Here is a 13,419-nt window from a genome sequence, read left to right as displayed (position 1 = left end):
CAAGTTTCTAAAACTTGGTAAGTATAAACAAACTATTTAAAATCTTCCTCATTAAAATCATCATCATCGCTAAAGTTGATATTACCAAGATTTATCATACTACCCATTAAATCTTTGAATTCAATTTTACCGTCAATTGTCTTTTTACTAATTAATGAGTAAGACGCCAAACCATGCAGAACAAATTCCATCAGCAGTGCATTTTCTTTATCGTTAGCTGCATGGAAATGTTTTTTTACAAAACCATACAGTCCATCTACTTTGTACAAAGCTGCAATTTTATCAGCATCAGTCATGTCTAAAAATAAGTCTAAATGATTACCTGCATCAAACCAGCGTGTTATTTGCTTATATGGATTTTCAGGTTCTTTTTCTTCTACCGAGCGCTTGCCAGTTGAACGCTTTTTCTTGGCTTGTTCAGGGTTAGGAAAATATTGTACAAACTGCGTTCTGATGGCCTTTTCTAAGAGATTTACAGATACTTGGTAAGGTCCTTCTTGCTCACCTTCATACACCAATTCTATCTTACCCGTAATACTTGGTATAATGCCCATTAAATCACTAATCCACACTTGCGTATGCTTTTCGGCATGAATAATGGCACGTCGTTCTGCACTACTCACCGCATTCTCAAATGCAGCAATGGTCAACCTTGCACTTACACCACTTTTCTTATCTACATATTCGTTGGTTCTCGCTTCAAAGGCTATTTGTTCTATCAAACGCTTTACCAAGTCGCTCACATCTACTAAGTCTTTTTGGGCATCTAGCAGGTTGGCTTCTTGTTCGGTAATAGCTAAAGATGTTTCTAAAGTTTTAGGATAATGGGTTAAAATCTGACTTTCAATTCTGTCTTTAAGTGGCGTTACAATACTACCACGATTGGTATAATCTTCTGGATTGGCAGTAAATACAAACAAAATATCCAAAGGCATGCGCAACTTAAAGCCGCGTATCTGAATATCGCCTTCTTGTAGAATATTAAATAAGGCAACTTGTATTCTTGCTTGCAAATCGGGCAATTCGTTAATTACAAAAATGCAACGGTTACTTCGTGGAATAATACCGTAATGAATCACTCGTTCATCTGCAAAATTTAGTCTCAAGTTGGCAGCTTTTATTGGGTCAATATCACCAATTAAATCAGCCACACTTACATCAGGCGTAGCCAATTTTTCGCCATAGCGTTCACTGCGGTGAATCCATTCTATCGGTGTATCATCACCTTTTTCAGCTATCAAATCCTTGGCATATTTGCTCATTGGCTTCAACGGGTCATCGTTTATTTCGCTACCAGCAACTACAGGTATGTGTTCGTCTAGCAGGTCTACCATTTGCCTTGCCATACGTGTTTTTGCTTGCCCACGCAAGCCCAAAAACAAAATATTATGGCGGCTCAATAATGCCCTTTCTGTATCAGGGATTACGGTGTCTTCATAGCCTAGAATACCAGTGAATGCATTTTCTTTATGTTTTATTTTCTCAATTAAATTTTTACGAACTTCTTCTTTAATACTTAGTGATTTGTAACCACTTGCCTTTAATTTGCCTAAGGTGGTGATGTTTTTTATATTCATTGCTTGCTAATGTTGAAATAGATGTTCGTTATTGCTGTGTAAAAGCAATATTTGTTTATTTTCTTTATGTAAGATGAACGTTAAAACATACTAACAAAAAATAATTGCATTAGTTGTTTGCGGGGCAATGTAAAAGATAAACGCACAGCCACCAAAGTTGTAAGTTGCTAAAAGAGGAAAAAATGATTGAACTACACATTCCTAAAATAAAATCATAATAACAAACAAAAACTACTTTCTTAGTTCAATATCTTTACCAACTGCTATGCATCAAAATTCTAACCCTTGCTTACTAAGTTATAATATTTACAAAAAGCCAAAAACCACCCAATGGGTTACTTTTATTCATGGTGCAGGCGGCAGTTCTATTATTTGGTATAAACAAATTAAAGCCTTTCATGAACATTATAATATATTATTAATCGATTTAAGAGGTCATGGTAACTCAAAACAGCAACCCACTACCGATACACTGTCATTTAACGAAGTAGTTGAAGATATTATTAATGTTATCAATTATTTAAATATTCCAACCTCACATTTTGTAGGTATTTCTTTAGGCACCATTATCATCAGGCAATTGGCCGATATGCATCCAAGTCGTGTATATAGTTTAACCATGGCAGGGGCTATTATGCGATTAAATGTACGCTCTCAGATATTGATGCGCTTTGGGATGCTTTCAAAATCACTTATTCCTTATATGTGGCTATATCGATTTTTTGCTTTTATCATTATGCCTAGAAAGAATCATAAAACATCCAGGCAATTATTTATCCGAGAAGCTAAAAAACTTTCACAGCAAGAATTTATCAGATGGTTTCGTTTATCTGTTCAAGTAAACCCACTGTTAAGAAAACTACGCACCGCAAAAAATGCTATTCCCATGCTTTATTTAATGGGCAGTGAAGATGCCATGTTTCTACCTTCTATACAAAAGCTAGTGCTGCAAAACCCTAGTAATAGCTGTTTGATGATTGCAGCCAATTGTGGGCATGTTGTAAATATTGATAACCCTGATTTTTTCAATGAGCAATGCATTTCCTTTATTGGAAGTGTTATTAAATATGGTACAGCAAGCCTTAGCTAGTAAATGATGTTATCATGGGCAAACTTCTTATTACTTTAACACAAATTATTTGCCCATTCACCATATTCTAGGGATAGCGAGAACCCTAAATTTCCCCTTTTAAATAAGCTTGTAAAGCACAGTGATATACCGTTTGTTTAGGTTTTGCCTTAGCGCCATAAACCGCTTTTAAGTTTACATCTCTTACGACTTGCTTGGCAAAAGCAACCGCCTCTTTAAACTTATTGCGACTTTCCTTTTGCAAATCGCTTGGTACAATATGGCTCATATCTGGGTAAGCCGTTACTACGGTTTTATCACCATATTGTTTAAATACCAATTGCTTTCCCAATGTACCTTGAAGACTTTTACCAATAATATCTTTTGCAATTGCCATTATCAATAGTTTAAGAAATGCTAATATACTAAGTACCTGTGGTTAATATATCTCAGCTATATTCATCCTTCGTTAATCTTTCGTTATAAACGTATCCAATACATATCATTATAGCCTCGTATAGCCTTACTTAAAGCAAGGCTATATAGTTTTACAACCAAGTAGTATTTGGTAGACCATAAATCAATGCCAATAGGAATACATATATTTTAAAAAATGTATTAGCTTGCTTTTTTGCAATACACCATGTTATTGAAGGCTAACTCTTAATTTTCAACTTTAAATTATTGAATATGACACATCAACACATAATAACCACAACCGTTAACTATGTGAAAAAGACTTTGGCGGATGCAGAAGGTGGTCATGATTGGTGGCATATTTATAGAGTTTGGCAAGTGGCTAAGCAAATAGCAAAAGGTGAGAATGCTGATTTACTAATCGTAGAACTAGGTGCTTTGTTGCATGATATCGCAGACTCAAAATTTAATAATGGGGATGAAAACATTGGCCCTGCAAAAGCCCAAGCATTTTTAGAAACTCTGCCATTAGCACCAAATACTATTGACCATGTGGTACAAATAGTAGCCAATATTTCGTTTAAAGGTGGTAAAGAATTACAAAAATTCAGATCGATTGAATTAGACATTGTACAAGATGCAGACAGATTAGATGCCATTGGGGCTATTGGTATTGCCAGGGCTTTTAATTATGGAGGTTTCAAAAACAGACCTTTGTATGACCCAAATTTGCCCCCAAATTTAAATAAAACTAAGGAAGCCTACAAGCATAATAACGACCCTACTATTAATCATTTCTACGAAAAACTATTGTTACTAAAAGATAGAATGAATACCAAAACAGGTAAACAGCTAGCTCAAGAACGTCACCAATTTATGGAACAATATCTAACACAATTTTATAAAGAATGGGAAGGACAATAGTTTGGGGATTTATGATTGGAGATTTAGAATTATTAAAATAAGATGATATAGGGCAAGTAATATGTAAAAGCTGCCCATTACTTTATTAATTTGAGCCAAATTGAGCTTAAAATAATGAATCAGTTTACCTCCTAGAATCATGTAGCTAAACATTACTAAAATTGTTCCAAGCGCATTAAAACCAACAAAGGGTAATAAGATTTTCCAACCATCACTAAACTTTAATACACCATTAAGCAATACGCCAGCTACCATCCAAAATGGAATCTGTTGAGGATGAATAATACTACTTAATAAGCCTCTATAAACTGTATTATTACTTGTAGTTTTGGTACTTGCTTTTTTTTCCAACACCATCCAAAAACCCATGAACAAGACCATCGTATAAGAAATTACCTCTACAACATGATACCATCCAGTTTGTTTTTGTAACGCCTGCAAACTATACAATACAGCAGCACAATACAAGCTTTCAAAAAAAGCAATAGAAGCAAGCATTAACCATAAGAGTTTGTACTGTTTGCTTGTGTATAAATGTACTACCATCAAGTTGATATTACCGGGAAATAAATACCCATAAAAACCTACTAAAATACCGATGCTACTCATGCTTGTTGTACTTGTAATTTAAAAGCTTTTTCTAGCTGCTTGGTTTGCTTATAAGATTGATAAGACATATACGGCACGCCTTTTTGTTGATTCGCTTTGGCAGCATCAAACAACATTTTAAAATGCTGCATCAGTACTTTTTGTGCCTCAATAAAAGAAAAACCAGGATGATAAATATGCGCAGGCTCAGCACCTGCACCATTCAATTCTAAAATTGCAAAATTTTTTCCTTCCTTCAAATCATCAATACTTGCACAACGCAAATCGAATCTGCCAAAATAAAATCCTTCAATATTTTTACTAATTGTATCGATAGAAGTAGTTAATGCATCGTCAATAATATGGTTAAAGTTAATAAACATGGTACCAAGCACATGATTGCCATAAGGCACCAATATTCGTTCTTCCCCAAATGGCAATATTTCATTGAGGTTAATCAAAGACTCTTTTTTTAGTCTTAAATATTGCAGGAATGCACGGTTATTTTTACGAATTAATCCATCGATACTAGTAACACCATCACCTACTACCGATAATAATTTTTTGTAAGTAACAGATGTAACCTTGCCCTTTACGCTCTTAGGATGACGATAGTAAAATATACTCAATTCTACTGGATAATCAACATAAGATTGAATTAAAAAAGGAACTGGTGTTTGCGTTTTATAATCTATTAGTGCTTGTAAATGGTTTAGCTTCTTTACACGCCAGCCCCGCTCGCCTCTATCAGGTTTCGCAATTATTGGAAAATGAATTTTAGCAGCAATTAATTTGGCCTCAATAATGGTATAATCATCTTGCGGCTCAACCAAAATAGTGGAGGGATAATAATGACAGGGCATTAATTTAAAAATGCTCCACTTACTTTCAAAAAACATACCACCTGTTTCAATACTTGGATTTGAGGCGGAAAAGAAGAAAAGAGATCGTGCTTTTATAGCAAGATAAACATAATAAAAAGCTAGCGGGAAATACACTACCCACATAGGCCAATATTCCCAACTACCCAATTTAATGAAAAATATTTTTAGCCTAAATAGCATGCATTATAATGATTAAAAAGCCACAGATAATTGCTTGATGAGTAATTGTTGAGTGCTATTATTTGAGTTTGAAAAATCATGGTAATAGCAAGTAGTAGCATTATTATCTTGCACCAACAAAGTATAGCTAAGAGTTTTCATTGTAGGCGCACGATTAATAATAAAACCATCCTGTTCATCCTTTAACGACCTAAAAAAATCTAAAATAGAATGTTTGGAAAGGTTTGGTTGTGTAGCCCACCATTGTTGAAACGCAGCTTTACGTTGTTGCTTAGCCGCCGTATTATATAAAGTAGATGATGACCAAATATGTGGTGTAGTAATGGCTAACTGTTGACAATATTTTTGCACACCATCCCAAACCAATTCAAACAATTGCTGCTTCTGCCATACTACCAACGTGAAAGGCTCAACCCCAAGTAAATCTATCTGGTGCCACGCATTTACAGGTGCTTCTTCAAGTAATAGTGCCTTCACTATTAAACCCCTACTTAATCGATAAACTTTGGCTCTAAAATGATTCTCAAAACCACCATTTAATAATACGATTATATTACCAAAATGATTAGTACCAACCCAAGTACCGCCAGCAAGTCCATCGAAAGGTGCCATAATATCTATACCATCCGTATTGTAAATAGCTGGAGGTAACGCTGACTTACGCAGTGGGTTCTCATCACGCAAAGAAGCAAAATAATATTTGTTTTTATTAGGCAAAAAGGCAACTGTACACATATTATTATCTCTCTTTTAAGGCACTATTTTAATGTAGCTTTATAAGCAATTGTGGAATACGCCATACCAAAATTATCGTCCACTACATGTAACTGCATTTCTATTAAAGCTACTTTTATTAATGCTAAATGATGAATAGCATGTTCGGTATTGTACACTATTTCCCTAAAATAGGTAGTACTTATGCTAGGTATCGCGGCATCTCCAATTTCATCAACCACCATTGTTAGTAATTTATCTGGCAATACCATAACTTCTTGTATTGCTAGCAATGTTTCTAAGGCAAATTGTTTATCGTTTTCTAAAGCAAGATTCCTTTTTCTATTTACATAATCTACCCTACCTATTTGGTAGCCGTCTATAGCACATTGCAATAATTCTATGATATGCCTTGTGTGGCCACCAATACTTGCCTTACCTAAATGGTCAATTTTGTGCGTGTATTGCTCGTGCTCTAATGATTGCAGCAACTTAATAAGTGCTTGCAATTGTTGTGTTAATTGAATAAAAATCATAAGCTAGTAACAATGTGATTTAAACTAGAAAAACTGTTTATGAAGTATTACCTTTTAAAAAATTGATGATAGAGCTTTAAGCCTTGTTGTCTATGCAAAACCGCTATAACTAAACAGCATACCAGTACAACAATTGCAAGCATAAATAATTGTCCACCATCGCCTTTAGATACAATACCAATTACTGTTAGATGCGATAATATCGCTCCACTCATTAAACCGATACCTAAAAAAGCACCAATAAACGCAGTTGCAGGAATCAACAATAAAATACCAGTAAATAATTCTATAACACCAGTACCAATACGCCCCCATGGTTCCACACCTAATTTAGTAAATAGTTCAACAGATTCTGGATGACCAGTAAATTTAAAATATAAGGTTTGCAGTAAAATAATTGCGGCTGTAATGCGCAATAGCCAAGAAATAATTGTTGTGACTTTATTCATGGTAATAATTGTGGTTGAAATGATAAAAATAAGAAGTCTAAAAGGGGTTTGTTTATTTAAATTTAGCTGTCCAGTTAGCATCAGCTTTTGGCTTTAATGTGGCTTCGTCTTTATTCCATTTGGTAAGCGTATTATTTACCCAACTGTGATAAAACAAATACAATTTACCACCAACTATTTTAAAAGTTTCTGGGTCTATTTCTACTTTTTCATTAGTTGCCCCCATAGCATAAGCACACCAACCTCCATATTGCGGCTCATACTTCTTAGGATCTTTTACAAATAGCTCTTTATTGGCTGCACTAGAAAAATGGTAGGTAACACCTTCTACTGTTTCAGTAAATTGCTTATTGCCTTTTACAGCTTTGTTTTGTGTAAAATAGGCAACCGGGTCGTAGCCTTGGATGGCCACTCCTTTTTCTAGGTTAAATTGTTTGATCCTTGTGTCGGTTTGCGATTGCACATGTAGAGCAAATACGGTAGCTATTATAGCTATAACAATTGATTTCATTTTGTAATGGTTTATTTTGTTTGATAAGATTATTTATTGAGTAAAGGCCAAAGGCTATCGGCCTTTTTTATAAGGATGGACGTGTCTTTTATCCAATAATCTTTAACTTTTAAATTGTAGTTAAGGTATAATTTATTATTCACAATGGTCCAAGCATTTGGGTCAGTTGGGGCAAGGTGATTATCGCTGCAACCATAAGCGCAAAAACCACCATATTGAGGAGCATATCTTGAAGGTGCAAGTTTAAAACTATCTAAATTAGCTTTGCTTGCAAATTGCCACTTACTACCGCTCCATTCTGTTGTAAATGCATCGCTCCCAACAATAGCTTTATGCTGAGTAAAGTAGGCAACAACGTCATAGCCCTTGATCGCTATACCATCTGAGTTGTAAAACTTTGTCTGTTGTGCTTTGGTAATACTAATGGATGCTATCATAAAAACTAGTATCGCTAAAATCTGTTTCATTATTTTATTAATTTGCTACTAAGTACGATTTGGGCCAATAATCCTTACAATGTTTTATATTTTTATTTTATTAATACAAATCCCCTTTTAATTTAGGATTTTTGTAAGGATTGTTGCTTAATAACGTCCTTTAAAATTAATGTTATGGCTATTTATTACTTTTTACCCTTAAAAAGTACTTACAATGCTATTAGAGACACAAAAAATTTTATTACTAGTAGAACTAGATTCACTTTAGGCCTGTTTGTAAAATTATACATTCACTTAAAAAAACAATTAATGCCGCTATTTAAAAAGTCTGTATTAAGAATTTCAATAATAATTTTTGCTTGGGTAATATTTGCTCAAAGCTGTATGAAAATGCGTATTAGCGATAGTAAAGCTCAAGCCGAGTTTAAAGCCGCAAATATTCCATTACAATTGCATACAATTACCAGTAAAGGTTTCCAGCTACATTATGCACAAACAGGTAATGACACGCTACCGACCTTATTTTTTGTCCATGGTTCTCCAGGAAGTTGGGATGCTTTTAAAACTTATCTACAAGATACCGATCTTCTTAAAAAGTTTAGAATGGTATCAATCGATAGACCTGGCTTTGGGTATAGCGAATTTGGCAATGCTAAAAATCTTCAACAACAATCTGATATCATTAGCCCGCTATTACAGCAAATAAATAATGGGCGAGCAGTGTATATCGTAGGTCACTCACTCGGTGGACCTATGGCAGTAAAATTGGTAGCTGATAATCCCAATACTTTTGCTGGCATGGTACTACTTGCGGCAGCGCTCGATCCTGCACAAGAACCAAAAGAACCTTGGCGGGGATTTTTATTACATTCTTCACTGCAAATCATATTACCTGGTGCATTTAAACCAAGCAACGAAGAATTGTGGTATTTAAAAACTGATCTTATTCCTCTTACCAATCAATTTGCCAGTATTACTTGCCCCGTATGGATTATTCATGGTGACAAAGACAGTTTTGTACCTGTAGGTAATGTTACATATGCCAACAAAAAATTAGTATATGCAAAATTTGTAAAAACCATCATTTTACATAACGCACCACATTTTATTCCTTGGGCACCTTGGTACAAAGATGTAAAAAAAGTGTTGTTGGATATTAAGTAGTAATCACATACTATACTTGGTAAAAGGCTTTGATCGTATTTGCTATATAATCAATTTGCTCTGTCGTTAATTCTGGGTAAATAGGCAAGGACAAAATTTGATGCTGGAAGGCACTACAAATGGGTATTTCTTCTTCTTGGTACTTTAAATAATCGTAAGCAGGCAATAAGGGTAAGGGAGTTGGATAGTGAATAGCAGTTGCAATACCATTTTCTTTTAAATAATTCACCAAAGCATCTCTTTGCTCACATCGAATTACATATAAATGAAACGTGTGTTTGGTAAATTCTCTTATTGCAGGTAATATAATTTGCTTGATACCTGTAAGTACTTTTGTGTAATAAGTGGCATGGGCAATTCGTTGCTCTGTCCATAGGTGTAAATAAGGCAATTTAGCCAGTAATATTGCCGCCTGTAGGCCATCCATTCTTGAATTAATGCCTTCCATTTGATGGTTGTGTTTTACTAATGCACCATGCCTAGCATACATCCTACATTTTTCAGCAAGAACAGCATCATTTGTAAGTATACAGCCCGCATCACCATAAGCACCTAAATTTTTGCCCGGATAAAAACTAAATGCAGCAGCATGACCAAAAGTACCCGCAAGCTGTCCATTAAAAGCTGATAAATGCGCTTGCGCACAATCTTCAATAATAAATAAATGGTGCTTAGTTGCTAAGTTTTTTATGGCTAACATATTGCACATCTGCCCATGTAAGTGCACTGGTAAAATAGCTTTTGTTTTTGTTGTGATTTTCGCCTCTATTAATGTCTCATCGATAGCATAATAATCAGCATCGCAATCAATAAAAACAGGTGTTGCGCCAGTTTGGGAAATGGTTTCACTACTGCTTATCCAGCTATTTGATGCGGTAATTACTTCATCCCCATTGCCAATACCAAGCATTTTCATAATAATGTATAGGGCATCAGTACCATTTGCACAGCTAATACAATGTGTTACCCCATGCAATGCAGCAAAAGCCGCTTCAAATTGCTGTACATATTTTCCGCCTATAAATGCAGTTTCTGAAATTACAGATGCAATGGCTGCATCAATATCATGTTGAATAGACTGGTATTGCGCTTTTAAATCTACAAAAGGAATATGCATATCGTTAATAGTTGGCGATAATATTTTATACATACACGCTGCATAAAGCGAAGTATTTATACTTCTTTTAAAAACTTGGCAGGATTACCAGCATAAATACCAGGCTTTGTGATATTTTTTGTTACCACAGCACCTGCGCCTATTACCACATTATCACAAATAGATATGGGTAAAATGGTCGCATTACTCCCAATGGATACATGGTTACCAATGGTTGTGGTTTTCCATAATGACTTGTCGCCACTCGCAGGACTACCATTTGCAAAAAGGTCATTAATAAACATGACACCATGACCAATAAAACAATGTTTGCCAATAGTTACTAGCTCACAAATAAAACTGTGCGATTGAATTTTACAATAATCGCCTACTTTGACTTGCTTTTGAATTTCTACAAATGGTCCAATAAAACAATGATTACCAATATTACAGCCGTATAAATTAACAGGTTGAACAATTGTTACATTTTCGCCAAACTCTACATCCTTAATGGCGATGGTTAATTCTTTCAAAGGCATACACTAAGCTTTATTGGTAAATGTAGCTGCTTTGTAAATTTTATCAATAATCTCAACAGTTTTCATCGCTTCAAATGCTGTCGTGTACATAGGCGCTCCATTTTGCAATACATCAACCACATTTTCGTACACTTTATCATGGTTACTCATACTGCCTTCGTAAGTGCCGTAATTGTTAGCTGTATTGCCTTTTGGCAAATTCTCTATTGAAAAATCTTGGATATTTTGATACTCAAGCTCGTTCAAGTATTGGCCACCAATCTTCACTGTTCCTTTTTCTGCAAAAATGGTCAACGAGCCTTCCATGTTTTTTTGATAACTATTAACCGTATAATTAACGGTTCCAATTGCCCCATTATCAAATTCTAATGCAATTACGCCAGTATCTTCAAAGTCAATAATACCTTTATGTGCTAGATTTTTAGTGATGACTTTCACTTGCTTTACATCACCAATCATCCAATACAACAAGTCAATAAAGTGGCTGAATTGTGTAAATAATGTACCCCCATCAAGCGGCATTGTGCCTTTCCAAGAATTTTGGTAATAATCAGCATTTCTGTTCCAAAAGCAGCTAAGTTGTATGCTGTAAATACGACCCAACTGATGAGCATCGATTGCTTTTTTTACAGCAACTACAGGAGGATTATATCGATTTTGTTTAATGGCAAATAGGTGTTTGTTAGCTATTTTTGCGGCAGTAATCATGGCTTCGCAATCTGCAACGGTTATCGCCATAGGTTTTTCAACTAAGGCATGACAACCTGCTTGCAATACTTGAATAGCATGCATTGCGTGTAACCCATTAGGTGTACAAATAGCTACTACATCTACAGCATTTTCAGAAGAAAGTAAAACTGAAATATCTGTATAATAATGAGTATTGTAGTTTATTGCAAGGGCTTTCGCTTTGGCTTCCACATTGTCACAAACAGCCACTAAATTGCCAAAACGAACCATATGCTTTGCATGACGTTCAGCAATTCTTCCACAGCCAATAATAGCAAAGTTAATTTTAGTCATGGGCATATAAAACTAAGGCAAGCATCTGACACTTGGCAACATAAGCAGATTTAGGGTGCTATTTCGTCTAAAATCATATCAATAAACTCTCTTACAGCGCCTTCACCACCTTTCTTTTGCAGGTGAATAATGCCTTCAATAGCTTTTACTTTTTTTGTCGCATTGGCTGGGCAAGCCGCTACACCAACGGCTTTTAAGAGTTCAATACAATTTACATCATCGCCAATATAGGCTACTTCTTTAATGGTAATACCTTCTTTTTTGCAAATATCTAAAGCCGATTCTAATTTGCCACCAAAACCTTTGCCTTGGTATAAGTAATCCATCTTAAGCTTGGCGGCTCTGCGCTCAACCATTTTAGTATTTTCTGTAGTAACAATACCTATTTTGATACCTGCTTTTTGTATCAAATTGAAACCCATACCGTCATGAGTATTAAATTTTTTAAATTCGTCACCGTTTTCTGTGTAATACATCCCAGCATCAGTCATCACACCATCCACATCACTTAAAAAAACCTTAATATTTTTAAACATCTACAGTTTATATTACACAATTATTAATTATTTTAGACAGCTATCAAAGCTGCAGCTGGAAATTCCACTACCATTACTTGACCCAAAGTTCTTAACTGAACATACACTTTGCGTTTACCAGTACGCAACACTGTACCTTCTTGATCTTGAAACACACCATTATTTACGCGTACTTTTGTATCTTGTTTAAAGCCATCGGCTGAGACAATATTTATGGTAATATCTACTTCATCCAGGTAACGTTTAATGATGTCTATTTCTTCATTTTTAACAACGGCAGGCTTGCCTAGATAGTATACAAAATTTAATACACCATCTGTCATTGCTACTTTAGTGCGCTCTGTTATATAGTTAATATTTACAAACACATATGATTTGAAAAGTGGCTCATGCACTATTTTCTTTCTATCGCTCCATTGCTTTTGTACTTTTTGAATTGGGCACCAAACATCGATACCTTTTTTTAATAATGCCGTGTTTACCTTTTTCTCCCAACGCGGTTTTGTGTAAATAACAAACCATTTTTTTTCTTCTTGGGTTACGCATTCCATTGTTGCATCTGTTGTTTCCATAGTACCGTTTTAATTTTGTATCATATATAATCGGTAGCAAACTTTCCAAGAGTAGGGGTATTCTATTGGTTCGGCAATTTAAGGTAGTTTGGGGTTTAAAAAATAAAAATACCTTAAGTAGTCAGATATATTTTGTAAATAAGCGATTCGGTTATAGAAAAAAGCATTCACTTCGAGTGAATGCTTTTAAAAATGATACAAAT

17 protein-coding genes are annotated in these 13,419 nt (G+C 34.9%); 3 read left to right on the top strand and 14 right to left on the bottom strand.

Annotated features, from left to right (window positions below):
* Positions 1-32 precede the first annotated feature (32 nt).
* Positions 33-1,577, bottom strand: a complete 1,545-nt coding sequence (locus tag ACFOW1_RS01285) for a magnesium chelatase (RefSeq protein ID WP_379011701.1) — start codon at positions 1,575-1,577, stop codon at positions 33-35.
* A gap of 265 nt (positions 1,578-1,842) precedes the next feature.
* On the opposite strand from ACFOW1_RS01285, the gene ACFOW1_RS01280 reads away from it, so the two are divergent.
* Positions 1,843-2,667 (top strand): alpha/beta fold hydrolase, encoded by an 825-nt coding sequence (locus ACFOW1_RS01280; protein WP_379011698.1) that lies wholly within the window; start codon positions 1,843-1,845, stop codon positions 2,665-2,667.
* A gap of 85 nt (positions 2,668-2,752) precedes the next feature.
* On the opposite strand, the gene ACFOW1_RS01275 is transcribed toward ACFOW1_RS01280, so the two are convergent.
* Positions 2,753-3,043 (bottom strand): hypothetical protein, encoded by a 291-nt coding sequence (locus tag ACFOW1_RS01275; protein ID WP_379011696.1) that lies wholly within the window; start codon positions 3,041-3,043, stop codon positions 2,753-2,755.
* A gap of 293 nt (positions 3,044-3,336) precedes the next feature.
* Between ACFOW1_RS01275 and ACFOW1_RS01270 the strand changes: the two genes are divergently transcribed.
* The gene (locus tag ACFOW1_RS01270) at positions 3,337-3,987 is read left to right on the top strand and encodes an HD domain-containing protein (protein ID WP_379011694.1); all 651 of its coding nucleotides are present in this window, start codon (positions 3,337-3,339) and stop codon (positions 3,985-3,987) included.
* Positions 3,988-3,996: 9 nt separating this feature from the next.
* Here the strand turns inward: ACFOW1_RS01270 and ACFOW1_RS01265 are convergent, their stop codons facing one another.
* From ACFOW1_RS01265 to ACFOW1_RS01235, 7 genes are read right to left on the bottom strand one after another with little or no spacing between them, the layout of a single operon-like run.
* On the bottom strand, positions 3,997-4,596 hold the full coding sequence (locus tag ACFOW1_RS01265) for a LysE family transporter (protein WP_379011693.1): 600 nt from the start codon (positions 4,594-4,596) through the stop codon (positions 3,997-3,999).
* On the bottom strand, positions 4,593-5,639 hold the full coding sequence (locus tag ACFOW1_RS01260) for a hypothetical protein (RefSeq protein WP_379011692.1): 1,047 nt from the start codon (positions 5,637-5,639) through the stop codon (positions 4,593-4,595). The genes ACFOW1_RS01265 and ACFOW1_RS01260 overlap by 4 nt, the downstream gene beginning before the upstream one ends.
* A gap of 12 nt (positions 5,640-5,651) precedes the next feature.
* Positions 5,652-6,374, bottom strand: a complete 723-nt coding sequence (locus ACFOW1_RS01255; RefSeq protein ID WP_379011690.1) for an NRDE family protein — start codon at positions 6,372-6,374, stop codon at positions 5,652-5,654.
* A gap of 23 nt (positions 6,375-6,397) precedes the next feature.
* Entirely contained in the window at positions 6,398-6,889 is a 492-nt protein-coding gene (locus ACFOW1_RS01250) for a hypothetical protein (RefSeq protein ID WP_379011687.1), read from the bottom strand.
* Positions 6,890-6,936: 47 nt separating this feature from the next.
* Complete coding sequence (locus ACFOW1_RS01245; RefSeq protein ID WP_379011685.1) at positions 6,937-7,338, bottom strand: DoxX family protein; 402 nt, start codon at positions 7,336-7,338, stop codon at positions 6,937-6,939.
* Positions 7,339-7,390: 52 nt separating this feature from the next.
* The gene (locus ACFOW1_RS01240) at positions 7,391-7,849 is read right to left on the bottom strand and encodes a YHS domain-containing (seleno)protein (RefSeq protein ID WP_379011682.1); all 459 of its coding nucleotides are present in this window, start codon (positions 7,847-7,849) and stop codon (positions 7,391-7,393) included.
* Between the two features lie 29 nt (positions 7,850-7,878).
* Positions 7,879-8,316, bottom strand: a complete 438-nt coding sequence (locus tag ACFOW1_RS01235; RefSeq protein ID WP_379011681.1) for a YHS domain-containing (seleno)protein — start codon at positions 8,314-8,316, stop codon at positions 7,879-7,881.
* Between the two features lie 144 nt (positions 8,317-8,460).
* Here ACFOW1_RS01235 and ACFOW1_RS01230 point away from each other — a divergent pair, with 144 nt between their 5' ends.
* The gene (locus tag ACFOW1_RS01230) at positions 8,461-9,450 is read left to right on the top strand and encodes an alpha/beta fold hydrolase (protein WP_379011680.1); all 990 of its coding nucleotides are present in this window, start codon (positions 8,461-8,463) and stop codon (positions 9,448-9,450) included.
* Positions 9,451-9,460: 10 nt separating this feature from the next.
* Here the strand turns inward: ACFOW1_RS01230 and ACFOW1_RS01225 are convergent, their stop codons facing one another.
* The 5 genes from ACFOW1_RS01225 to ACFOW1_RS01205 are packed head-to-tail and all read right to left on the bottom strand — an operon-like array spanning position 9,461 to position 13,216.
* Positions 9,461-10,600, bottom strand: coding sequence for a DegT/DnrJ/EryC1/StrS family aminotransferase (locus ACFOW1_RS01225; protein ID WP_379011679.1), 1,140 nt, complete (start codon positions 10,598-10,600; stop codon positions 9,461-9,463).
* Positions 10,601-10,623: 23 nt separating this feature from the next.
* Positions 10,624-11,085, bottom strand: coding sequence for an acyltransferase (locus ACFOW1_RS01220; RefSeq protein ID WP_379011677.1), 462 nt, complete (start codon positions 11,083-11,085; stop codon positions 10,624-10,626).
* 3 nt (positions 11,086-11,088) lie between these two features.
* Positions 11,089-12,108 carry a Gfo/Idh/MocA family protein gene (locus ACFOW1_RS01215; RefSeq protein WP_379011676.1) on the bottom strand — a complete coding sequence of 340 codons (1,020 nt, stop codon included), beginning with the start codon at positions 12,106-12,108 and terminating at the stop codon, positions 11,089-11,091.
* Positions 12,109-12,158: 50 nt separating this feature from the next.
* Positions 12,159-12,644, bottom strand: coding sequence for a KdsC family phosphatase (locus ACFOW1_RS01210; protein WP_379011674.1), 486 nt, complete (start codon positions 12,642-12,644; stop codon positions 12,159-12,161).
* 32 nt (positions 12,645-12,676) lie between these two features.
* Complete coding sequence (locus ACFOW1_RS01205) at positions 12,677-13,216, bottom strand: UpxY family transcription antiterminator (RefSeq protein WP_379011672.1); 540 nt, start codon at positions 13,214-13,216, stop codon at positions 12,677-12,679.
* Positions 13,217-13,419: the final 203 nt, after the last annotated feature.

This window comes from Parasediminibacterium paludis (assembly GCF_042651445.1).
In the GTDB taxonomy this organism is placed as follows: Bacteria; Bacteroidota; Bacteroidia; order Chitinophagales; family Chitinophagaceae; genus Parasediminibacterium; species Parasediminibacterium paludis.
The sequence above is the reverse complement of the archived record's forward strand: the minus strand, read 5'-3'. Positions and strand labels throughout refer to the sequence as shown.